The sequence below is a fragment of the Mycobacterium pseudokansasii genome (genome assembly GCF_900566075.1).
Lineage (GTDB): Bacteria > Actinomycetota > Actinomycetes > Mycobacteriales > Mycobacteriaceae > Mycobacterium > Mycobacterium pseudokansasii.
This window is the reverse complement of sequence record NZ_UPHU01000001.1, coordinates 3481889-3504610: the sequence shown is the minus strand read 5'-3', so window position 1 is coordinate 3504610 and position 22722 is coordinate 3481889. Positions and strand designations below refer to the sequence as shown.

22 protein-coding genes and 2 pseudogenes are annotated in these 22722 nt (G+C 63.9%); 17 read left to right on the top strand and 7 right to left on the bottom strand.

Annotation, left to right across the window (positions count from 1 at the left end):
- The first annotated feature begins 156 nt into the window (after positions 1 to 156).
- From EET10_RS15950 to EET10_RS15920, 8 genes are all read left to right on the top strand, one after another.
- Positions 157 to 501, top strand: coding sequence for a hypothetical protein (locus tag EET10_RS15950; protein WP_036407790.1), 345 nt, complete (start codon positions 157 to 159; stop codon positions 499 to 501).
- The gene (locus EET10_RS29215; protein ID WP_136624739.1) at positions 485 to 1084 is read left to right on the top strand and encodes a hypothetical protein; all 600 of its coding nucleotides are present in this window, start codon (positions 485 to 487) and stop codon (positions 1082 to 1084) included. The genes EET10_RS15950 and EET10_RS29215 overlap by 17 nt, the downstream gene beginning before the upstream one ends.
- 358 nt (positions 1085 to 1442) lie before the next feature.
- Positions 1443 to 1805: an Imm61 family immunity protein gene (locus tag EET10_RS31680; RefSeq protein WP_342774150.1), complete on the top strand. Its 363-nt coding sequence runs from the start codon at positions 1443 to 1445 to the stop codon at positions 1803 to 1805.
- Positions 1693 to 2049 carry an Imm61 family immunity protein gene (locus tag EET10_RS31675; RefSeq protein WP_281280110.1) on the top strand — a complete coding sequence of 119 codons (357 nt, stop codon included), beginning with the start codon at positions 1693 to 1695 and terminating at the stop codon, positions 2047 to 2049. The genes EET10_RS31680 and EET10_RS31675 overlap by 113 nt, the downstream gene beginning before the upstream one ends.
- A gap of 565 nt (positions 2050 to 2614) precedes the next feature.
- Positions 2615 to 2980 carry a hypothetical protein gene (locus tag EET10_RS29210; RefSeq protein ID WP_136624738.1) on the top strand — a complete coding sequence of 122 codons (366 nt, stop codon included), beginning with the start codon at positions 2615 to 2617 and terminating at the stop codon, positions 2978 to 2980.
- A gap of 75 nt (positions 2981 to 3055) precedes the next feature.
- Positions 3056 to 3580, top strand: coding sequence for an Imm61 family immunity protein (locus EET10_RS15930; protein ID WP_122502299.1), 525 nt, complete (start codon positions 3056 to 3058; stop codon positions 3578 to 3580).
- 435 nt (positions 3581 to 4015) lie between these two features.
- Positions 4016 to 4552: a TNT antitoxin family protein gene (locus tag EET10_RS15925; RefSeq protein ID WP_122502298.1), complete on the top strand. Its 537-nt coding sequence runs from the start codon at positions 4016 to 4018 to the stop codon at positions 4550 to 4552.
- A 233-nt stretch (positions 4553 to 4785) separates the two neighbouring features.
- Positions 4786 to 6300: a phosphoinositide-specific phospholipase C-related protein gene (locus EET10_RS15920; RefSeq protein WP_122502297.1), complete on the top strand. Its 1515-nt coding sequence runs from the start codon at positions 4786 to 4788 to the stop codon at positions 6298 to 6300.
- Here the strand turns inward: EET10_RS15920 and EET10_RS15915 are convergent.
- Positions 6239 to 6655 (bottom strand): F420-dependent biliverdin reductase, encoded by a 417-nt coding sequence (locus EET10_RS15915; RefSeq protein WP_174719695.1) that lies wholly within the window; start codon positions 6653 to 6655, stop codon positions 6239 to 6241. The two genes, EET10_RS15920 and EET10_RS15915, sit on opposite strands and share 62 nt — an antisense overlap.
- A gap of 29 nt (positions 6656 to 6684) precedes the next feature.
- On the opposite strand from EET10_RS15915, the gene dprE2 reads away from it, so the two are divergent.
- Genes dprE2 through EET10_RS15895 form a run of 4 tightly spaced genes read left to right on the top strand, consistent with a single transcriptional unit; the run spans position 6685 to position 10101 of the window.
- Positions 6685 to 7434 carry a decaprenylphospho-beta-D-erythro-pentofuranosid-2-ulose 2-reductase gene (gene dprE2, locus EET10_RS15910; RefSeq protein ID WP_122502296.1) on the top strand — a complete coding sequence of 250 codons (750 nt, stop codon included), beginning with the start codon at positions 6685 to 6687 and terminating at the stop codon, positions 7432 to 7434.
- Complete coding sequence (cbiE, locus tag EET10_RS15905) at positions 7431 to 8630, top strand: precorrin-6y C5,15-methyltransferase (decarboxylating) subunit CbiE (protein WP_122502809.1); 1200 nt, start codon at positions 7431 to 7433, stop codon at positions 8628 to 8630. The genes dprE2 and cbiE overlap by 4 nt, the downstream gene beginning before the upstream one ends.
- Complete coding sequence (cobM, locus tag EET10_RS15900) at positions 8627 to 9376, top strand: precorrin-4 C(11)-methyltransferase (RefSeq protein WP_122502808.1); 750 nt, start codon at positions 8627 to 8629, stop codon at positions 9374 to 9376. Before cbiE ends, cobM begins: the two co-directional genes overlap by 4 nt.
- Positions 9373 to 10101: a cobalt-precorrin-6A reductase gene (locus EET10_RS15895; RefSeq protein ID WP_036405468.1), complete on the top strand. Its 729-nt coding sequence runs from the start codon at positions 9373 to 9375 to the stop codon at positions 10099 to 10101. The genes cobM and EET10_RS15895 overlap by 4 nt, the downstream gene beginning before the upstream one ends.
- On the opposite strand, the gene sigC is transcribed toward EET10_RS15895, so the two are convergent.
- Together sigC and EET10_RS30885 are read right to left on the bottom strand one after the other, a co-directional pair.
- The gene (sigC, locus tag EET10_RS30890) at positions 10098 to 10652 is read right to left on the bottom strand and encodes an RNA polymerase sigma factor SigC (protein ID WP_244601965.1); all 555 of its coding nucleotides are present in this window, start codon (positions 10650 to 10652) and stop codon (positions 10098 to 10100) included. The two genes, EET10_RS15895 and sigC, sit on opposite strands and share 4 nt — an antisense overlap.
- Before the next feature lie 150 nt (positions 10653 to 10802).
- Positions 10803 to 11435, bottom strand: a pseudogene (locus tag EET10_RS30885) (DUF2275 domain-containing protein); the annotation flags it as partial.
- A gap of 107 nt (positions 11436 to 11542) precedes the next feature.
- On the opposite strand from EET10_RS30885, the gene bla reads away from it, so the two are divergent.
- The 3 genes from bla (at position 11543) to EET10_RS15875 (ending at position 16144) form a co-directional block, all read left to right on the top strand.
- Positions 11543 to 12469 carry a class A beta-lactamase gene (bla, locus tag EET10_RS15885; protein ID WP_051490661.1) on the top strand — a complete coding sequence of 309 codons (927 nt, stop codon included), beginning with the start codon at positions 11543 to 11545 and terminating at the stop codon, positions 12467 to 12469.
- A gap of 295 nt (positions 12470 to 12764) precedes the next feature.
- Positions 12765 to 13196: an MmpS family transport accessory protein gene (locus EET10_RS15880; RefSeq protein WP_036405466.1), complete on the top strand. Its 432-nt coding sequence runs from the start codon at positions 12765 to 12767 to the stop codon at positions 13194 to 13196.
- On the top strand, positions 13193 to 16144 hold the full coding sequence (locus tag EET10_RS15875; protein WP_122502295.1) for an MMPL/RND family transporter: 2952 nt from the start codon (positions 13193 to 13195) through the stop codon (positions 16142 to 16144). The genes EET10_RS15880 and EET10_RS15875 overlap by 4 nt, the downstream gene beginning before the upstream one ends.
- A 106-nt stretch (positions 16145 to 16250) precedes the next feature.
- Here the strand turns inward: EET10_RS15875 and EET10_RS15870 are convergent, their stop codons facing one another.
- From EET10_RS15870 to cobG, 3 genes are read right to left on the bottom strand one after another with little or no spacing between them, the layout of a single operon-like run.
- Positions 16251 to 17723 (bottom strand): precorrin-2 C(20)-methyltransferase, encoded by a 1473-nt coding sequence (locus EET10_RS15870; protein WP_122502294.1) that lies wholly within the window; start codon positions 17721 to 17723, stop codon positions 16251 to 16253.
- Positions 17720 to 18346 carry a precorrin-8X methylmutase gene (locus tag EET10_RS15865; RefSeq protein WP_036405462.1) on the bottom strand — a complete coding sequence of 209 codons (627 nt, stop codon included), beginning with the start codon at positions 18344 to 18346 and terminating at the stop codon, positions 17720 to 17722. Before EET10_RS15865 ends, EET10_RS15870 begins: the two co-directional genes overlap by 4 nt.
- Positions 18347 to 18350: 4 nt before the next feature.
- Entirely contained in the window at positions 18351 to 19457 is a 1107-nt protein-coding gene (gene cobG, locus EET10_RS15860; RefSeq protein ID WP_122502293.1) for a precorrin-3B synthase, read from the bottom strand.
- 146 nt (positions 19458 to 19603) lie between these two features.
- Between cobG and EET10_RS15855 the strand changes: the two genes are divergently transcribed.
- Together EET10_RS15855 and EET10_RS15850 are read left to right on the top strand one after the other, a co-directional pair.
- Positions 19604 to 20275: an alpha/beta hydrolase family protein gene (locus EET10_RS15855; protein ID WP_122502292.1), complete on the top strand. Its 672-nt coding sequence runs from the start codon at positions 19604 to 19606 to the stop codon at positions 20273 to 20275.
- Positions 20276 to 20424: 149 nt separating this feature from the next.
- Complete coding sequence (locus tag EET10_RS15850) at positions 20425 to 21882, top strand: flavin-containing monooxygenase (protein ID WP_036405534.1); 1458 nt, start codon at positions 20425 to 20427, stop codon at positions 21880 to 21882.
- Between the two features lie 75 nt (positions 21883 to 21957).
- Here EET10_RS15850 and EET10_RS31670 read toward each other — a convergent pair.
- Positions 21958 to 22507, bottom strand: a pseudogene (locus EET10_RS31670) (PE family protein); the annotation flags it as partial.
- Positions 22508 to 22722: the final 215 nt, after the last annotated feature.

Here is a 22722-nt window from a genome sequence, read left to right as displayed (position 1 = left end):
CGAGTCATGAAACTCGCAGCCCAGTAACCTCACGGATATTTGAATAATGCCAATATCGCGGGTCAAGAAGCGGACCCGCTTACCGGCTAGAGCGGTGTCGACTTACCAGCGACTTTGCGCACATAGCTCGGTAAAATTGACGGTAGCATCTTTCATATGCACGCGCATTCGATTCGTGAACTTTATGAGTTCGCGCCGGAGGAGACGCTGACTACATCTTCTAAGGCGGATCTGCTAATCAAGCAGGGTGCTCTAAATGAAGCGGAGTATATTGATATGGGCGATTTTCCCATCCCTAAGGGCGCGGGCTGGGTGGTACTTCACGGTCCCGCCAAATTCGCGTTTGGGCAATCGGGGGGAGGAGAGCGGTGGGTACTCATCGACCGAGATTCCGACGTCGTTGTGTCGATCGAAGACCGCGTTGATGCCCGAACGCTGAACCCAATTAGACAGGAATCAGCTACAATTATGTATAACGAAGCGCGTGAAACTGCACTATAGAGGAACGGCTGTGCTAAACATAAATGACAACTCGGGTGTCATCGAATTACTGGACCGATACGAGAAGTGGAGGCGTATTTTTAGCTATTCCGGAAAGGCGCCCCCAGACATTCCGGCCAGCGAAGGTGGGCGTCTTTACTTCCGTCGTAGCTACCCTCATCCTGATTGGTCGGCCTACATGCTTGAGAGGAACCCGGATGACGATTATTGCGTACTGCATGCGTCCACTGAAAGACGTCAAACTGCTATCGAATCTTCGGAAGGAAGATTTTCCCGCATCCAAGATGCGGGCAAATTTATCATCTATAAGACAGTGACTTCATTAATGATTTCATGCTGGACGGATCCGCTGAGTTGGAAATGGTACGGCGCGGGTCTTGATCCGCGGGTTGACGCCCAGATCGAAAGTGACCGGGTGGTCAAGTATGTCCTTCGGAGCGACCCGGATGCATATTGCATCATGTCGCTCGGCGATATGCCGTATAGCCACATCCTGCCCCTTTCCTACGATGACTTGGACGCTCTACTTCTTGAAGACTTTCCGGAGAGCGTCACATCGCAACTTGCGGCGGAATCCCGCTGAAGGATCCCTGTCGGTGGTTACGGCCGGAAGCAAGCTGCCGAGCCTGGCCTGCGCTGGGGCCTGACAAGAGCGCACTAAGGATGCCACTGGCTAATCTTTCTCCTAATGGCGGTGCCGCACCCGGAATAGGGGTGGCCTATACCGACCTGTCGTGTTACTTGAGAGATTATGGTTCCTAGACTCGACCGCATCCGCAATGATAACGGCACATACTCGGCTATCATAGTTGGAGTATCGAGGTCTCGGAGGTCGCGCCGGGAGTTGCTCTACCGGGTGGATTGATACAGATCCGAGTATTCGATGATGATGGCGTAGTACGACGTGCAACGGAACTGGCCAAAATAGGAGTATTGCGCGAATGATAAACGGTGTGGATCTGACGTCGGATTTACAGGCGTGGTGTCGACGGGCTCGCTTAGACATGGTCCAGGGGTCGCAAACCAAAGATGGCCGGACAGTAATTTGGGGCAATGCCGGCGAGGTGCGATACTATATCTACAATATCGAAGGTTGGTATGTGATTACGTGTTCAGATCGCATGGGTCCGGAGGCCTATGACTTCGCAGCAACGTCGATGCACGTTATAGAAAGGTACCTCTATGGAGTCTTTGGAGGATCAGTTAGGAATAGTGCGGGGCTTCCGTACATACGTGCACCATTCTCCCGCAAAGAATTGCGGCCGGGATATAGCATTGGAAAAACAGAATTTTTGTGGACGTAAACGGCATACCCTCATTAATGACACAGGAAAGGTCGTCGCAGTTGCGGCGGTGGACAGAGTGGTCGAATTATCGCACCATTTGGATGCAACTATGGAAGCCATTAAGCATTCTTATCTTGCCATTGACGGCAAGCCGCTCTTTACTCTAAGGCCCGAAACCATGAAGCAACTGACAACGGATACTATTAATCCGAATCAATATGATGCGGACTCAACTCAGTGGCGCCGTCGAGTTGCCTATTGATAGCCGCAGCCCCACAGGTTTGATACGAAAACATGAGTGCAGCACCACAATTGACTCGCAAACGGAAATTTAGGATATCTGTCAGGCGACGCCATCTGAGGCTGTCGTCATACACGGTTGAGGTACTCTGCTAGCAATGCGCGGGAGGCGCACATCGCGTGCTATTATTGCAGTTTGTCAAAACACGCCATGAGGACAGAAAATATTTCGCCATATTGGTGATTTGCGAACGGCCAGAGTTTGGAAGCGATAGCCGATCAAAGGTTGAACCGTAGCGGCGCCATTGTCTAGTAATAGGGAGTTACATGGAAGTTCCAGCTGATGGAGAAGGCTCTCCGGACACCGCCAGCCTACAGGAGCTGGCCAGTCGTTATGAACTGTGGCGGAGTCGTTGGGTTTCCGCAACCGGTCAGGAATCGTCAAGGGGTGCGGCCGAATTGTCGGATGGGACCCTATGGTTTCGGGATGGGTACCCATACCCTGACTGGTTCGCTCAAGCGATCGAACATTCTGATATTTGGCTATCTGGTCTTGAATGTGACCACAGAGCGAAGGAAATCTCCACATGGGACTTGTAAATGCGGTTTTCTCGTGCCTTGAAGACGCGGGAAAATATGTACTCGCATTCGTTGGTGACATGCTGCGCCTGGAACGTGGCCTTGAGCCGCTGTACCGTCGATGGCGGCAGTGCGGAATAGGCAGTGCTTTGGAAAGAAGCCATGCAGACCAGCGGGTAGTTGACTTCATTGCGGACCATAATGATGTTTCGCGCGATGTGATAAGAAAATTCACGCACAAGTATTCGGTTCAACGACACCCGAACCGCTGCGCGCACCTCTCTAGTTCAGACGAGCCGATGAGTCGAGTACTCACGATGTCATATGACGAGCTTGACAGCATGCTCATCTATGGTCTTTCCGGCATAAAATAATGCTGTGGTAGGCCGTTTCTGTCCGCATTTCGCCAGCTGTATCGATTACGATAGCTGTCAAGGAGTATTGAGGTAATGACAGCCCCGGTGGACCTCTCGCTCGACCTGTATAACTGGATTCGGTCAGCGGGTTTGGATATGACTCAGGGCTCACAGACGGACGATGGCCGTACGGTTATTTGGAATAAAGGTGGTGAAGTACGTTACTTTGTGAGCTATGCCGATGGCTATTCTACAATGACGTCATCTAATCGTATGGCGCCGGAGCGTTTTCATCTCAGTAGCTCGACGATGCCCATACTTGAAAAGTACCTATACGGTCGTTTCGGGAACTCGATCCGAAAGCAGAACGGTTTAGGCTGGGTCCGCAAGCCGTGTGCTATTGATGAACTCCAGCAAGCGTATACTATCGGTAAAGTAACTTTTTATGGTCGCGAACGTGATGCGTTAATTGATGAATCCGGAGCTGTGCTTGCAATCGGCGAGATAGATCGGTTGGTTGAATTGTCGCATTATCTAGACGCTCCGGTCTCCGCGATAAAGGATTCGTTCTTCAATCCGCTGGGCAAGCCACTATTTTCGCCATTGGGGGAGCGGTAGACGTCGTAGTTTAACGCTTTATTGCTGATCGAGATGAGGTCGCGGGGGGCCATGTGTGCCAGTGCTCAGCCCAGAAGCCGGGTACGGTGAGGGCTGTTTCCGACGCAGACGGAAGCCAAGTTTTACGGCAGGCAATTCGACCGGATTGGGAACGTTCCGACGCAGACGGAAGCCAAGTTTTACGGCAGGCAATTCGACCGGATTGGGAACGTGGACGGGCAGTATCTGACGATCATGGTAGACGGCGCGCCGGCATCCTGGGAGGCGCGAGCACTGCACGTCAATAACTTACGTGAGCCGTATAACGCATATGAATTCGATCATCTCCCTGCCGGCTGGCATGTCGAAGGGCTAGGAGTCGATACAGGTCCGGATATTCGACAGCGAAGGTAGGGCGCTCAGCGTGGAAGAACTACTTGACCTTGGTATATTGCGATGAACACGCACATAGAAATCCCGGCAAGGCTCGAGGAATGGGGAAATATTGCTGGATATACCCTGACTCCTGGATCCCGCAGTGAAGATGGACGCGCAATATTCTGGGCATCGTTGGGTGAAATTCGACTCTTTATTGGCTGGAATGACCGCGGCTGGTTTGTCGTCAAGGACTCTGACCGCATGGGTCCGGAACACTTCATCTTGGCTGCCCCGTCGATGGATACTATTGAAAAGTACTTTTTTGGCAGATTCTGTCAGGCTATTAGACGGAAGCGTGAATTGCCGCGTTTAAGAATTCCGGTCTTGAGGGAGCAGCTAGCCCCTAACTTCCATATCGATATCCGGGACTTTGAAGGGGTTGATCGGCTGACTTTGATCTCTTCCGATGGTGCCGCGGTCGCTGTTAGCAGTTCTGATTCAGTGACTGGTACGGCGGAACTTGTCAAATTGTCATTCTTTTTGAATGTGTCAATTGATGAGATCGTCGCATCCTGCTTGGATCAGAATGGAAAGCCGTTGTTTCGGGAACGATAGCCGAGCACTAGCTTGAGTTCTGCTGCCCCTGCGTGGTCATCGTGGTCTTGGACAGGGGCGAAATGAAATTAGGCAGGGTTGGTGCTTGTCGGCAGCACCGGGTATTTCCGTCAAGCAGGCGCATTACCCAGCAGGTGCTCGACTTGTTCACGAACCCCCACCCCCAAACCGCAATTACAACACCTCGACAACATCCCTAGAAATCCGCAGGCCGCCGTGCCAAAGTAGCCCGCATGCCCGGCACCCGATGGCTGCACAGAGCGGTCGTCGTTGGCGTCACCAGCCTGGCGGTCATCACGGCCGCGCCGGTAACCGCCGACCCCTCGGAGCAAATCTCGCCCACCGCACCCTGTGACGCCATCAGCCCCATCGCGATCCCGTGCGTGGCGCTCAACAAGTTCGCCGACGCCGTCGCCGCGGAATGTCGCCGCGTCGGCATCGCGGACACACACTGCGCACTCCCGCTGGCCCATAAAGTGACCCAGGCGGCGCGCGACGCCTATCTGCAGTCATGGGTGCACCGTACGGCGCAATTCCAGTACGCCCTGGCGGACCCATTGCCGATCAGTCAAGCTCAGTGGCTGGGCACCCACAATTCGTTCAACAGCCTCAGCGACTCGTTCACGCTCTCACACGCCGACTCGAATCAGCAGCTGTCGCTGGCCCAGCAGTTGGACATCGACGTCCGTGGCCTCGAACTCGACTTGCATTACCTCCCCAGGCTGGAGCTTCTGGGTAAGCGGGAAGTCACGGTCTGCCACGGGCTCGCACCCAACAACGGCAACCTGGGCTGCACCAACGAGCCGCCGTTGACCGCAGTGCTTCCACAGATCAAAAACTGGCTCAACACACCTGGGCACACCGACGAAGTCATCCTGCTCTACCTCGAAGACGAACTGCAGGACGCAACGGCATACTCATCGGCACTGGACACACTCGAAGACACCCTCCGCCGTCCGGACGGACAAAGCTTGATCTACCACCCCGACCCGGCCGGCCGCGCCACCAACGGCTGTGTCCCGCTGCCGCTGCAGACGTCACGCAATGACGTCCGCGCCGCGGGCGCGCAAGTCGTGCTCGTCAGTTCCTGCATACCGAACTGGTCGGCCGACGTCTTCACCTGGAAGGGCCCGGAGGTGGAGAGCGGCTCGACGTCGGGCTACCAGCCGTACCCCACCTGCGACGCCACCTATGGCAGCGAGGTGTACGCCACAAAGCTCGTCCGCTACTACGAGGACTCCACGTTGGTGTCGGCCCTGACCAAGCCAACCCGCCCACCCGCGGACCCGGCGGCGCTGACACCGTCGAAGGTGCAGGCGATGACCGACTGCGGTGTCAACCTGTTCGGCTTCGACCAGTTGCTCCCCGAAGATGGGCGCATCCAGGCCACGTTGTGGAGCTGGGCCCCCGACGAGCCGCGCACGACCGCCGGAAGCTGCACCCTCCAAGCGCCCACCGGCCGCTGGGTGGCCGCGCCGTGCGACGCCCCGCACCCCGCGGCCTGCCGCAACGCCGCGGGCACCTGGACGCTGACGCCAAATCGGGTGAGCTTCGACCAGGCGCCGTTAGCCTGTGCGGCCGTCAATGCCGACTTCGCCCTCCCGCGAACCGGAAACCAGAACGCCCAGGTGCATGCCGCAGCCGCGCCCGCCGGCGGCGCCTGGCTGCGCTACCCGCTCGCCGCGGCTACCCCACCCGGTCAAGCAAGGACGACGACCCCAGCACCCGCTCCACAAGAACTTCGATGACCACCCGCCGCGGATTGGCCCGCGGGGTCCGGTAGCGCTGGGCGTAGCGCAATTCGGCGTCTCGCACAGCGTCGATGTCCCGGTTGACCGAGGCCTTGCCTTCCAGCGACAGCCAGCGGGCGCCGTCCACCTGACTCAACACCGCGATGCCGCCGCGTTCGGCATTGACGGCCTTCTGAGAACCGCCGGTGGTGATCACGCGAGCAATATGCGTGGTGGGATCGAACGTGAAACCCACGGCCACCACGTGCGGCGAATTGTCGGCCCGCAGCGTGGTCAGCATGGCCAGATGGCGTTCGGTGAGAAACGCCATCGCGTCGTCGGTGAGCCGTGTCGTGGTCTTCGCCATCGCCACCCACGCTAGCGCAGGTGATAATCGCAGCCGTGAACGACACGGGCGCAGCTCCGGTGGTAATTTTCGGCGGCCGCAGCGAGATCGGCATCGAACTCGCGCGCCGCCTGGCTCCCGGCGCTCCGGTGATATTGGCCGCCAGAGACGCCGACCGGCTCACCGAGCACGTCGCCGCCATCAAGGCGGCCGGGGCAACAGCCGTCCACACCAGGGAATTCGACGCCGACGACCTGGCCACGCACGGCCCGCTGATCGCCGCGATCACCGACGAGCACGGACCCATCGGCGTCGCGGTGCTGGCCTTCGGCATCCTGGGGGAGCAGGCCCGGGCCGAAACCGACGCCGAGCATGCGATCGCCATTGTGCACACCGATTACGTCGCCCAGGTCAGCCTGCTCACCCAGCTGGCCGCCACGATGCGACCGGCCGGCAAGGGATCGCTGGTGGTGTTCTCCTCGGTGGCCGGGGTGCGAGTGCGTCGGGCCAACTATGTCTACGGGTCGGCCAAGGCGGGCTTGGACGGCTTTGCCAGCGGTTTGGCCGACGCGCTGCACGGCAGCGGCGTACGGTTGCTGATCGTGCGGCCGGGGTTCGTGATCGGACGCATGACGGCGGGCATGACGCCCGCGCCGCTGGCCAGCACCCCGGCGCAAGTGGCCGAGGCCACCGCACGTGCCCTGGCCAAGGGCCGGCGCATCGTCTGGGTCCCGTGGGCGTTGCGCCCGATGTTCTTCGCCATGAGGCTGCTGCCGCAGTTCGTGTGGCGCCGGATGCCGCGATGATCATCGTTGTCGGCATCGGCGCCGACGGCATGCCCGGCCTCTCGAACGCCGCAAGACAAGAATTGCAAAGGGCCACAATTATTTACGGTTCACAGCGGCAGCTCGACCTGCTCGACGGCACGGTCACCACTGCCAGACGCGAATGGCCGTCACCGATGCTGCCGGCCCTGCAGGGCCTGCCGGCCGATAGACCGGACATTCATGTCGTAGCCAGCGGCGACCCGCTGCTGCACGGCATCGGCGGCACCCTGATCCGGTTGTTCGGCACCGCCAGGGTCACCGTGTTGCCGCACGTGTCGGCGGTGACACTGGCATGCGCCCGAATGGGCTGGAACGTCCACGAAACCGAGGTGATCAGCCTGGTCACCGCACCGCCGCACACCGCGATACGCCGCGGCGGTCGGGCGATTGTCCTTTCGAAAGACCGAACCACCCCCAAGGCGCTGGCCATGCTGCTCAACGAAAACGGCCGTGGCGACTCGGAATTCAGCGTGCTCGAACAGCTCGACGGGCCACATGAACGCCGCCGCCACGGCTCCGCGCGACGGTGGGCCACCGAAACCGGAAGCGACACAGATGATCTCAACGTGATCGCCATCCGCTACCTTCCCGACGAGCGCGCCTCATCATTGCCCGACGACGCGTTCGCCCACGACGGTCAGATCACCAAACACGGCATCCGGGCGGTTACCCTGGCCGCACTCGCGCCCCGGCCGGGACAGCGGTTATGGGACGTCGGCGCGGGCTCGGGCAGCATCGCCGTCGAGTGGTGCCGCAGCGCGCCGGGCTGCACCGCGGTGGCGTTCGAACGCGACGAACGGCGCCGGCGCAACATCGAGCAGAACGCCACCGCCTTCGGCGTCGACATCGACGTGCGTGCCGAAGCGCCCGACCAGTTCGAGGGCGCGACGAAACCGGCGGCCATTTTCATCGGTGGCGGCCTGACCCAGCCCGGCGTCCTGGACGCCTGCCTGGCCAACCTGCCGGCCAACGGCCACCTGGTGGCCAACGCGGTCACCGTCGAGTCGGAATCCCTACTGGTGCAGGCATATTCGCAATACGGCGGCGAGCTCCGACGCTTCCAGCACTACCACGGCGAGCCGCTGGGCGGCTTTACCGGCTGGCACCCGCAGCGGCCGGTGACGCAATGGACGGTGACCAAGGTGACCAAGGTGACCAAGGTGACCAAGCCGTGACGGTCTACTTCATCGGAGCCGGACCGGGTGCCGCGGATCTGATCACCGTCCGCGGTCAGCGTCTCCTCGAACGCTGCCCGGTGTGTCTGTACGCGGGCTCCATCATGCCGAAAGACCTGCTCGCGCACTGCCCGCCGGACGCGAAGATTGTCGACACCGGGCCGCTGACGCTCGAACAGATCGTGGCCGAACTCGCCGCCGCCGACGCGGCCGGCCACGACGTGGCCCGGCTGCACTCGGGTGATCCGTCGCTGTACAGCGCGCTCGCCGAACAATGCCGCCGCCTGGACGCGCTGGGCATCGGCTACGAAATCGTGCCGGGGGTACCGGCTTTCGCGGCTGCCGCCGCCGCTCTGAAACGTGAGCTCACCGTCCCGGGAGTGGCCCAGACGGTGACGCTGAGCCGAATCGCGACCCTGTCCACACCGATGCCGCCCGGCGAAGACCTGGCCACCCTGGCCAAGTCCGGCGCCACCCTGGTCTTACACCTGGCCGCCGCGCAGATCGACGCCATCGTTCCGCAGCTGCTATCCGGCGGCTACCGCCCCGAAACGCCCACCGCCGTCGTCGCTTTCGCAAGCTGGTCACAGCAGTGTGTGCTGCGCGGCACGCTGGCCGGCATCGCCGCACAGATGCACGACGCGGGCATCACCAAAACCGCCGTCATCATCGTCGGCGACGTGCTGGCCGCTGACGGCTTCACCGACAGCTACCTGTACTCGACCGCACGCCGGGAGGCGCATTGACGCGACTGCTACTGCTCGGCGGCACCGCCGAGGGACGCGCGCTGGCCGCAAGCCTGCACCCGCACGTCGACATCGTCAGCTCGCTCGCCGGCCGGGTGCCCGACCCCGCGTTGCCGGTCGGCCCGGTGCGAATCGGCGGGTTCGGTGGCGTCGACGGCCTGCGGCGCTGGCTGGTTGACGAACACATCGACGCCGTGGTCGATGCCACCCACCCGTTCGCGGCGACCATCACCGCGCACGCCGCGCAGGTCTGCGGTGAACTCAACAAGCCCTATCTGATGCTGGCCCGGCCGCCGTGGGATCCGGGCGACGCGATCGTCGTAGCGTCGGATACCCAGGCTGCCGAAGCCGTTGAACACCAACACTTTCAGCGTGTCTTCCTGACCACGGGCCGCTCGGGTGTCAAGGCATTCGCCGAAAGTGCCGCGTGGTTTTTGATCCGCGCGGTCACCGCACCCGACGACACCGTGTTGCCGCGTCGTCACCAGGTGGTGCTGTCCCGCGGCCCATATCGTTACGACGCTGAAGTCCAGCTCCTTGGACAACATCACATCGACGCGCTGGTCACCAAGAACAGCGGCGGCGACATGACCAGGGCCAAGCTGGATGCCGCTGCGGCACTTGACATTCCGGTAGTGATGGTGGCGCGCCCACCGCTTCCCGCAGGCATCGCGACCGTCGGCACCGTGGCGGAAGCCGCCGCCTGGGTCGCCGGACTGAACTAACCGGTCAGTTCGTCGCGTTCGGTATCGGCCAGCAGCGCATCGCGCGCCCGAGCGACTCGGGACCGGATGGTGCCGACCGGGCAGCCGCACACCGCCGCGGCATCGGCATAGGACAACCCGAGCAACTGCGTGAGCAACAGCGCCTCTCGCTGGTCGGCGGTGAGTTGGGCGATCATCGTGGTCACTTCGACGAGCTCCTCGAAACCGCGAGCGTGAGCGTGGCCGTCGAGCAGACGCTCGGGATCGGCGCCGGGTGCGCTCCGGGGCCGTGACCGCAGATAGCGGATGTGATCGGCGACCACACGCCGTGCGATCGAAAGCAACCAGGTGCGGGCGCTGGAGCGCCCAGAGAACCGGTGAATGGCGCCGATCGCGCGCAGGAAGGTTTCCTGGGTCAGATCATCGGCGCTGCCCGCATCCGACAGGTAGGTCACGAACCGCCACACATCTTGCTGCGTGGCTTTGATGAACGCCTCAAGCGCGCGCGCGTTGCCGGTGGCAGCCGCCAAGGCCAGTTCGGTGACGGCCTCGTCGTCGGTTGCCGCGGTCATGGGCATCCACCTTAAACGGCATCGCTCGCCGTGCGTACGACCGGCTGTCGTAGAACGGTTCATCGGCCGCAGATGCCCGTGGCGCCGACCGTGAGCGACAGCCGGTGGCCTCACAGCTGGCGCAAACTCGGCCTCGGTCGGCTGTGACGTCCGGGCCCCGGTGCGGTCTCGCGCCACCAGCAACGCGAACACCGTACCCACAAGCACGGGCACGTGGCTGGCAATGCGTGCCGCCGTCACCTCACCGTGCCAGGCGTCCACCGCCACGTAACCCAACAGCGCCAACGAGTAGGCACCCGCAATGGCGGCCACACCCAGCGCGGCGCTACTCCACACGGCGGCCACGATCATGGCCAGTCCCAGCGCCAGCAACCAGGCGGTGGACTCGTGCAGCAAGTGCTCGCCGTGCATCATCGCGTCGGGCTGGTGGCGAGGCATGATGCCGAAATCGATGCCGCTGATCTGCGCAGCCGCGATCGCAATCTGGAACACGCCCACCGTCATCAGGCACCACTGCCAGTGACGCGGGCCTACACTATGCAGCCACCGGCGATAGCGCGGCGTGGGCGCAACGCCGGCGCTGACCAGGATTCGTCCGGCCAGGTCCGGTCCGCGGCGGGCGTCGACGGCGGCGAATCGGCGAGTCTGTGCCGCCGCACCGATGAGCCAGGCGCGGCAGCGGCGGCACGATTCCAGATGGGCATCGACCTGCTGGGCCAGCATCTGCGGACGCTCACCGTCCAGTCGCGCCGATAGCTCCTCACGGGCAACGTCACACCGCATGCCTGCATCGTTGCGCATGGCCGCTTCGGACGCAAAGACGCAAAACGAAGGCCCCGGTCGGCGTGACGCCCACGGCGCGCCGCACGCAACCGTGACAGACTTTCGCGATGCGCACAGCACGCCCGCTCTTGGCAGCGGTAACTCGTCGCGACCTGCTGTTGGCGATGGCCACGTTTGCTCCGCTCGCCGGATGTGCCCGCAGCGGCGGCGGTGCTCACCCGGCCTCGACCGCGACGTCACCGGCACCGGATCTGCAGAGTCGCTTCGCCGAACTCGAACACCGATATGCGGCCCGGCTGGGCGTATACGTGCCGGCAACCGGCACGACGGCGGCAATCGCCTACCGCGCCGACGAGCGGTTCGCCTTCTGCTCCACCTTCAAGGCGCTGCTCGTCGCGGCGGTGCTGCACCAGCACCCGCTCAGCCACTTGGACAAGGTGGTCACCTACACCAGCGCCGACATCCGGTCGATCTCGCCGATCACCCAGCAGCATGTCGCCACCGGGATGAGCATCGGCGAACTCTGCGACGCCGCAATCCGTTACAGCGACGGCACCGCCGCCAACCTGTTGCTGGCCGAGGTCGGCGGGACCTCGGGGTTCACCGGCTACCTGCGCGGCCTGGGCGACTCGGTGAGTCGCTTGGACCAGGAGGAACCGGAGCTTAACCGCGACCCTCCCGGCGACGAGCGAGACACCACCACCGCGCACGCGATCGCGCTGGACTATCAGCAGGTCGTTCTCGGGGAAGCGTTGCCACCCGACAAGCGCGCGATGCTGACCGACTGGATGGCACGCAACACCACGGGCGCCAACCGGATCAGGGCCGGCTTTCCCGCCGACTGGAAGGTCATCGACAAAACCGGTTCAGGTGACTACGGCCGGGCCAACGATGTGGCAGTGGTGTGGTCGCCCGCCGGCGTGTCTCACGTGGTGGCGATCCTGTCCGATCGCGCCCCCGGCGGGTATGACGCCGAATGGAGCGAGGCGCTGATCGCGGATGCGGCCAGGTGCGTCGCCCAGCTGCTCGCGTAATTGCCTGGCGAATATCGCTCGTCCGCACCGTTTCCGCGGATGGCATCACCACCGTGATGAGGGGGCTCGGAGTTTAATCACCGGAAACGAGGTAACCAGCGCCGACGGCGCGTTCGAAGCGCTGCCGCCAGGGCCCCAAAAATACCATAGGGGGTATGGTATAAAGGTGATCAGGCAACCGCAGTTCGTGTGCCCAACGACCACCGCCGCCCGGGTCCAACGGCCCTAGTCCACGCGGCGGCCAGGGCGTGGACTACGTACCGACCGGCATGGCGATGAGCGGAGGGGAACTTCAGTGCTCACCTTTCTCAAGCGAGGTTGGATACCGCTTGTTGTCGTCATCGCGCTTGCCGCCGGAGGCATAGCCGTGGACAGGCTCCGCGGCGTTTTCGGCTCCGACCCGATCTTTACCTGGACGGGCAGCAACTCTGGCGTGATCGAGTCGATCAACACCAAACACGTGACCTATGAGGTTTTCGGGCCCGCCGGCACTGCCGGAAGCGTGAGCTATCTGAACAAGGAGACCCAGCCCGAACAAGCGAACTTCACCAGCCTGCCCTGGACGTACACGATGACGACGACGCTACCGGCCGTGATCGCCAACGTTGTGGCGCAGGGCAATAGCGACAGCATCGGGTGCCGCATCACCGTCAACGGCGTCGTCAAGGACGAACAATCGTCCAGCGGACACCACGCCCAGACGTTCTGTTTGGTGAAGGCCGCATGAAAGCCCACGACGACACCCGCCCGAGATTCATGCGGGCGGTCCGCACGTTCGCCGTGCCGATCATTCTCGCCTGGCTCCTGCTGACCATCGCCGTGAACGTTCTGGTGCCGTGGATCGAATTCGTCGCGAGATCACACGCGGTGACCATGTCGCCGCAAGATGCACCGGCGATGATCGCCGCCAAACACATGGGCAAGACGTTCCAGGAATTCGATTCCGATAGCATCGTCATGCTTGTCCTGGAAAGCGATAAACCGCTCGGCAACGAAGCGCATCGCTATTACGACGGCCTGGTGAAAAAGCTGCAGGCCGACCACAAACACGTGCAGCATCTGCAGGACTTGTGGGGAGACCCCGTCACCGCCGCCGGTGCTCAGAGCAGCGATGGCAAAGCCGCATATGCGCAGATCAATACGGCCGGCGACCAGGGCAGCACGCTGGGCAACGAGTCCGTCGACGCCGTTCGCAAGATCGTCGACGAGTCGCACCCGCCCGCAGGAATCAAGGCCTACGTCACCGGTCCGGCAGCGCTCACCACCGACATGAACGAGGCCGCCGACAAAAGCATGTTCAAGATGATGGGCGTGACGGGCTTGGTCATCATGATCATGCTCGCGATTGTCTATCGCTCCGTCAGCACCGTGCTGCTGGTGCTCTTTATGGTCTTCCTCGAGATGCTGACGGCTAGGGGAGTCATTGCGATTCTCGGTTACAACGACCTGCTGGGTTTTTCGACGTTCGTGGTCGCCATGCTGTCGTCCCTGGCCATTGCGGCGGGAACGGATTACGCGATATTTCTCATCGGACGTTATCAGGAGGCGCGTCAGGCCGGTGAAGACCGGGAGACGGCCTATTACACGATGTTTCGCGGAACCTATCACGTCATTTTGGGCTCGGGGTTGACGATTGCCGGGGCGAGTTTCTGTCTGCATTTCGCGCGACTCGCTTATTTCAGGGCGCTGGGCATTCCGTCCGCGCTGGGACTGCTGATCGTGATCGCGGGAGCGCTGACGGTGGCGCCGGCCGTCGTCGCCGTGGCCAGCCGGTTCGGTCTGCTCGATCCCAAGCGGATGATCAAGACGCGGGGGTGGCGGCGGATCGGCACCGCAACCGTCCGCTGGCCGGGTCCGATCTTCGTGGCCTCGCTGCTCATCGCGTTGGTGGGCATGCTCGTGGTGCCGGGCATGAAGATCAGCTACAACGATCGCTACTACATACCTCCCCACCTGCCGTCGAACGTCGGATTCGCCGCGGCAGAGCGTCATTTCAGCCCTTCCAGAATGAATCCCGACATTCTCATGGTCGAGGCCGACCACGACATGCGGAATTCCAGCGACATGATCATCCTGGACCGTATCGCCAAGAACATCTTCCGTACGCCCGGTATCGAGCGAATACAAAGCATTACCAGGCCGCTGGGGAGTCCGATCGAGCACACGTCGATCCCTTTTCAAATCAGTATGCAGGCCATTCCGATCCAAGAGAATCTGCAATTCATGAGGGACCGGATGGCCGATATGCTCAAGATGAGCGACGACCTTGGCGTCATGGTCGGCTCGATGGAACGGATGTACGGCTTGCTCGGGCAGCTGAGCAACACGACTCATCGCATGGTCGGCGACATGAACGACATGAAGGCCACGCTGGACGAGATGCGAGACCACTTAGCGGACTTCGACGATTTCGCGCGGCCGCTGCGCGGTTATTTGTATTGGGAGCAGCACTGCTTCAACATTCCCGTGTGCTGGGCGGCGAAGTCGGTATTCGAGGCGATCGACGGCGTGGACAAGTTCAGCGAGAACATGCACACGCTGCTCAAGGACATGAACAATGTCGACGCGTTACTGCCCCGCATGCTCGCCGAGTTCCCGCCGATTATCGATGTCGCGCGATCCATGCAGGAAACGCTGCTGACCTTGCACAGCAGCTTCGAAGGCCTGGTCGGCCAAATGTCTCGGATGACCGACACCGCGAGCGCGATGGGCCAGGCCTTCGACTCCTCGAAGTCCGACGACTATTTCTATCTGCCGCCGGAAGCGTTCGACAATCCCGACTTCCAACGCGGTCTGAAGCTCTTCCTGTCCCCGGACGGTAAGGCCGCGCGGTTCATCATCACCCATGACGCGGACCCGGCAACTCCCAAAGGGATTGCCGGCGTCAAGCCGGAACTCAACGCTGCGCACGAAGCCGTGAAGGGCACACCGCTGACCAACGCCAAGTTCTATCTGACCGGCACGGCGGCGGTGTACAACGATATCCAGACCGGCTCGAAATACGACCTCATGATCGTCGGAATCGCTGCTCTGACACTGATATTCGTGGTCATGGTGATCATCACCCGGGCCTTGGTCGCCTCGCTGGTGATCGTCGGCACGGTCTTGCTCTCGCTGGGCGCGGCCTTCGGGCTGTCCGTACTGGTGTGGCAACACATCTTCGGCCTGGAGCTGAACTGGATCGCGCCGGTGTTCGGGTTGATCATCCTGTTGGCCGTCGGATCCGACTACAACCTGCTGCTCGTCTCGCGATTTCAGGAGGAAATCGGCGCCGGGCTGAGGACCGGCATCATCCGGTCGATGGGCGAAACGGGCGGGGTCGTCACCGCCGCGGGCCTGGTGTTCGCCTTCACCATGATGTCGATGGTCGCCAGTGACCTGCGCTCCATCGGCCAGGCCGGCAGCACCATCGGTCTGGGCCTGTTGTTCGACACCTTGGTCGTGCGCTCACTGATGACGCCATCGATCGCGGCCCTGCTCGGGCGCTGGTTCTGGTGGCCGCAACGGGTGCGCACGCGTCCGGCCAGCTACATGCTGCGGCCGTTCGGCCCGCGCCGTCTGGTTCGTTCCCTGCTGTTAGGCGAGCCCGCAGACGCGGCGACCCCTAAACCGCTCGTGGGCGCTGATCACGCCAACCCGCCAAGCGGGGCAGTAGGCGATCGGACCGCGCCGTAGTTGGTCATCGAGACCGCAGTCACTGCGCCCGCCATCGGCGTGTCGGGCACCTGACCGCAGTGTCGCGGGCCAGGGCGAGCCGACGGCGCCGCGCCCTTAACGGATTTCAGGTCGGGTAGCGCCGCGGCGTGAATACCCGGTCACCGGAATCGGATGAGTGCCACTGGGTTTGGGACGAGCCGATGATCAGCAGGCAGCGCATGTCGATATCGGCGGGGTTCAGGTCAGCCAGTCGTACCACCCGAACATCTTCCTCAGGGCCCGACACGTCGCGGCCGACCACCACCGGCGTGCCCGGCTCACGATGCTCGAGCAGCAAGTCCCGCATCGCGCCGACCTGCCAGATGCGCGTCTTAGAGGCGGGGTTGTAGATGGCCAGCACCAGATCGGCGGCGGCCGCGGCGGTAAGGCGGGCGGCGATCACCTCCCACGGCTTGAGCCGGTCGGACAGCGAGATCACCGCATAGTCGTGGCCCAGCGGAGCCCCGACCCGGCTGGCCACCGCCTGGGCGGCGGTCATCGCCGGAATCACCCGGATCTGCACATCGGGCCACTGCTTCGCCTCTTCCAGCACGGCGGTGGCCATGGCGAACACGCCCGGATCGCCCGACGACACCACCGCCACGGCGTGTCCCTGTTCGGCCAGCGAGCAGGCCAGCCGGGCGCGGGCGGGCTCGTCGGTATTGTCGCTAGGGTGGCACCGTTGCCCGTCACGCACCGGAACGCGGTTCAGGTAGCCGCGGTAGCCGATCAGGTCGGTCGCCATGGCCAGTTCGCGGCGGCTCTGCGGCGTCATCCAGTCGATGCCGCCGGGGCCCAGGCCCACCACCGACACCGAACCGACGACTGATGCGCGCCGCCGGCCTCCGGGCAGCATCGCCAGCGAGAAATACGGCACGCTGGCCTCATCGACGTCGGCGGCCGGCAGCACCCGTTGCCCCGCGGTGCTGGCCCGCTCCACGTAAAACGCGTCGTCAAGTTGGCCGGTCGCCGAAAGTGCTTCCCGCACAGTGTGATACGAACGGCCGAGCTTGAGCACGACGGCGGCGTCGGCGTCGGCGAGCCGGCGGGTCAATTCGGCAACCGGCAACGTCCCCGGCAGCACCGACAACACCTCGTCGCCGGCCACCAGTGGGGTCGCGATGGCCGCCGAGGCGGCGCTCACCGATGTCACCCCCGGAACGATCACGGCATTGAACCGCCGAGTCAGCCGGGTGTGCAAATGCATGTACGAGCTGTAGAACAGCGGGTCTCCCTCGGCGAGCAGCGCCACGTTGCGTCCGGCGTTGAGGTGGGCGGCGATGCGTGCGGTGGCCTGCACATAGAAGTCCTCCAGCGCGCCGGCATAACCGCCGGGATGCCCGGTGGTCTCGGTGGTCACCGGATACACCAGGTGCTCTTCGATCTGTCCCGCTCGCAGATACGGCTCGGCGATACCACGGGCGATGCTGCGGCCATGGCGGGCGCTGTGATACGCCACTACATCCGCCTCGCCGATCACCCGTGCGGCCTTGACCGTCACCAACTCCGGGTCGCCGGGCCCGAGCCCAACCCCCCACAACGTGCCGCGGCGCGTCATTCGCTCTCGGTGGCTATCGCGTTGACGGCCGCGGCGGCCATGGCGCTGCCGCCGCGGCGGCCTCGTACCACCAGATACGACATGCCGCGTGGTCGCTCGATGAGCTCCTGTTTGGACTGGGCCGAACCGACAAAGCCGACCGGCCCGCCCAGCACCGCCACCGGCGCCGCGACCCCGTCGTCGACCAATTCCAGCAACCGGAACAGAGCAGTGGGCGCGTTGCCGATTGCCATGACGGCGCCGGCCATCCGGTCGGCCCATAGCTCCACACCGGCCGCCGAGCGGGTGGTTTGCCGACGTGCGGCCAGCTCGGCCGCCCCCGGATCCGCAACCAGGGACACCACCTGGTTGTTAGCGGGCAGCCGCGCGGTGGTGATCCCGGCGGCCACCATCGAGGAATCGCACAGCACCGGCGCGCCATCCCGCAGGGCGGCACGGACCCGGGCCACCACGTCGCCGGTGTAGGCCACGTGTTCGGCGACGTCGACTTGCCCGCAGGTGTGGATCAACCGGACTACCACGCGCGCCACGTCGGAGGGGAATCGGTCCAGGTCGGCTTCGGCGTGGATGGTCGCGAACGACCGACGGTAGATCTCGGCCGCGTCGCGGATGTAGTCGAGCACTCGCTCACCCTAAGACGTCATGGTTTCGAAGCGCTCGGTATCCGTCCCCGGTGGCGACCAGCACCTCACCGGTCAGCGGGCTGCCGCAAGCCCGTTCGCAGCCGACGAAATGCCGGTGCACGACGGTGTCCGCGTCCAGGGCATCGGCCGCGTCGGCCCGGACGTCGGCGACCGAGCGCGCACAGCCGGGGCTGCCGGTGCACGCGCTGACCCGAAGCCACGGCGAGTTCTCGTCGAACACCAGGCCCAGCGGCGCCAGCACCCGCAGCACGGTGTCGGCAACGGCTTCGTCGAGATCGCAGAACAGCAAGGATCGCCACGGCGTGACCACCAGCGGGGCCTCGATCGCGGCCACGTACTCGGCGACCCGGGCGGGCAATACCCCCAGCGGGACGGCGGCGCCCACCGTGACGCGGCCGTCGTCCTGGGCTATCCAGCCCACCGGCGGGGTAGTGACGGGCGGGAAGGCTGCACCCGGTCGCGTGCCGGGCAGCAGGGCGTCGAGGTCAGCTAATTCCGTGATGCGCCAATATTTTCCGCGGATCTCGGTGAACCGCCGCGCCATTCGGACCAGCGTTGCGGTGACATCGCTGACCCGCATCCCGGTGTCCCGGCCGGCCAGCGTCAGGGCGCAGCCGTCGTCATAGACGTGGACACCGACGTCGGCAGCAAGACCCGAGACGTCGCCGCGGCCGTCGTCGAGACTGAACCAGAACCGGCCGCCCAGGCCGGCGAGCCGAGGCTCGGCGCAGATCGCGGCGTCCAGCTCGTCGACCCAGTCCCGGACGTCGGTGTTTCCACCCGCTCGCCCCGATAGTGGTGAGGCGACGATATTGCGGACCCGTTCATGCGTCGCCGACGGCAACAGGCCCGCCTCGGCGATCGCCGAGGCGACCGTTGCCACCTCGGTGATGCCGCGCAACTGCACATTGCCGCGCGATGTCAGCTCCAGCGTTCCCGAGCCGAAACGGGTTGATGCCTCGGCCAGCACGCCCAATTGCGCCGCGGCAATGCGGCCACCGGGCAGCCGAACTCGCACCAACGCACCGTCGGCGGCCTGGTGCACCTGCAGCGCGCCCGGGCACGCATCGGTGTCGCGGGCTCGGGCCATGGGCTCACGCTACGTGATCCGTGCCGGACCAATTTGGCGTGCTAGCGCAGGTGCTATCGCGTTGGGGATTCATGGATAGCCGCCCAGACAGCTGCCCATGTGACTGATGTGGTTTGAATCCGAACCATTCGGGCACACCCGGATCTGTGCGGACGGTGGAGTACGCCCCGGGGCGCCGGGCCGACGTTTTCGGCCATGCGGCCCACCCGACGATCCTGCTGTGGCACGGAATGCAGACCGATGCCCGTGCCGCCGTCCGGCCGCTCGCCGGATTGCTGGCCGGTCACGGTGCCGCCGTCGTGGCGCCGGACTGGAATTCCCATGCCGACGATGGCGGGCGCGCGGATCTGCTGGGCTCGCTGGAATACACCCGGAAACGTGTCGGTGGTGCTGACATTGTGCTCGTCGGGTGGTCGTTAGGGGGCGCGGCCGCGGCGGCCCTCACCCTCGATGCCGAGCACTTCAATGTTGTTCTGGCACATACTGTTTGCTTAGCCGGTTCCTTCACAGCCCCGGATCCGATTTCGGGCCGGCTCGTCGTCGGCCGGTTGTCCGCCGACCACGTCGGTACGCCATTCACGTTGTTGCACGGCCTGGCAGATGATGCGGTGCCGGTGGGCGTCAGCCGGGACTTCGCCGCCTCCCTCGAACGGATCGGCTGGCCGGTGGAGCTGGTGGAATTGGCGGCCGATCACGGCTCGATCGCCGGCGCCGGCTACGACCCGGTGGCCGATCGCTACCAGCCGGCAACGGGCGGCGCACCGCTATCGGTGGCCGCCGCGGTGGCGGCTCGGGTCGCCTCGATAGTGGCCCGCTGAGCCATCACGAGGTGGCGGCCGGCCCGCGACATGCATAGCGCGGGAAGGGGTTCCTCGACACCGCGAAATTCGAGTAGCCGCCTACTCTAGTGCCCCACTCGAACCCGATCGGCGTAGCGTGCAGGTCAGCGAAGGGTCGGGTGGTCGGCATGACTCAGCAACGTCCGGTGAAGGTGGCGATCATCGGTGCCGGAATGTCAGGCATGTGCATGGCGATCAAGCTGCAGGAAGCGGGCATCGACTCCTTCACCATCTTCGAAAAAGCCGACGACGTCGGTGGCACCTGGCGCGACAACACCTATCCCGGGCTGACGTGCGACGTGCCGTCGCGCTACTACTCCTATTCCTTCCGGCCCAACCCCAACTGGTCGCGCTGGCTGCCGCCGGGTGCGGAGATACAGGCGTATTTCCGCCAGGTCGCCGACGAACGGGCCATCCGCCCCCACATCCGGTTCGGCACCGACGTGACCAGTGCGCGATACGACGATGGGCAGTGGCGGGTCACCACCGCCACCGGTGTGGAAGCGTTCGACGTCCTGGTCACCGCGACCGGATTTTTGCGGGTGCCCCGATACCCGGATATCCCCGGCCGCGACACGTTCGCCGGGCCGTCGTTCCATTCGTCGCGCTGGGATCACTGCGTCTCGTTGCCGGACAAGCGGATCGGGCTGATAGGCACCGGCTCGACGGGTGCCCAGATCACCTCGGAGCTGGGCGGTAAGGTGCGCGGGCTGAAGGTCTTTCAGCGCACCGCACAGTGGATCGCCCCCGTGCCCAATCCTCGCTACTCGGCGTTGACCAAGGCAACGCTGCGCCGCTGGCCAAAGCTGAACGAATTGCCCTACCGCTTCTGGGGCTGGTACGTGAGCGGGTTCTTCGGTCGCGCGCCGATCCGCCCGGGCTTCGCCCGCGACCTGGCCACCCACCTGTGTCGATGGAACTTGCGGCTTTCGGTACCCGACCCGCAGTTGCGGGCCAAGCTCACTCCGACGTATCAGCCGATGTGCAAGCGGTTGGTTATCTCGGGCCGCTTCTACCGGTCCGTGCAGCAGCCCGGGGTCGAGGTGATCATCGACCCGATTGACCACATCGAGCCCCGCGGCGTCGTCACCGCCGAAGGCACGCTGCACGAGTTGGACCTATTGGTCTATGCCACCGGCTTTGACGCGCGGGCCTACGTGCGACCGATGGAAGTGATCGGTGCGGGCGGGCTCACCTTGGACGAGGCCTGGGCCGACGGCCCGATGGCCTACCGGTCGGTCGCGGTGCCCGGTTTCCCGAACATGTTCATGTTGATGGGCCCGCATTCGCCGATCGGAAATCAGTCACTGGTACCCGTCGCCGAGGACCAGGCCGACTACGCGATGTGGTGGATCGAGCAGCTTCGCGCCGGCCGCCTCAGCGCCGCCGCACCGACCGAAGCCGCCACCAAGCACTACAACGAAGACATGAAAGCCGCGATGCCGCAGACGGTTTGGGTTACCGGCTGCAGCAGTTGGTACTTGGGCAAGGACGGCCTGCCGGAGCTGTTCCCGTGGACACCGGAGACTCACCGCGAGCTGTTGCGGCAGCCGCGACTTGCCGATTTCGACGTGCGCACCGCCTGATCGGAAACACCGGGCCCGGGAGCTCTTGGTCGGACCTAGAACCACCCGCTGGCGCCGGCATTGCCGGCGTTGCCGGCCGTGCCGAAGACAGCCCTGGCCGCCGGCCCCCCTGGCCGCGCCGGCCCCACCGGTCCCGCCGCGGCCGCCGTTGCCGATCAGTCCTGCCGCACCGCCGGCGCCGCCGGGGGCGGTCGAGCTTGCCGGTTGGGAATAACCACCGCCGCCGTTGCCGAACAGCAAGCCACCGGCCCCGCCGTTGGGGTTGGTTGCGGTCCCGGTAGCGCCGTCACCGATCAACGGGCGCCCCAGTAATGCGTTGGTCGGTGCATTGATAACACCCAGAAGGTTTTGAACCACGGCTTCCAACGGCGACGCGTTGGCCGCTTCGGCGGTGGCATACGAGGCGCTCGCGGCACTCAACGCCTCGACAAACTGGGCGTGAAACGCGTTCGCTTGGCGGCTGAGCACCTGATAGGCCCGCGCGTGGTTGGCGAACAGCGCGGTGATGGCTGCTGATCTCATCGGCAGCGGCGGGCACCATGGTTGTGATGGGGGCCGCTGCCGCTGTGTTGGCTTCGGTCAGCGCCGAGCCGATGGCGGACAGATCCGTTGCCGCTGATGCCAGTAACTCGGAAAAACGCCGTCAGATATGACATCGCTATCCTCCTGCCACGTCGTAGACCCATCGGCGAATTGACGGAACGCGAATGACGAGTGTCCCGAGAGTACGCCGGTTGCGGCCCGCGTTCTGGCTGTTCCGGCATTTTCCTCCCGGCCCAGTCGAGCTGGGGGAGCCGCGTACCCCGGTCGTGCTCCACCGCCGTCGTATCGACCGAGCGC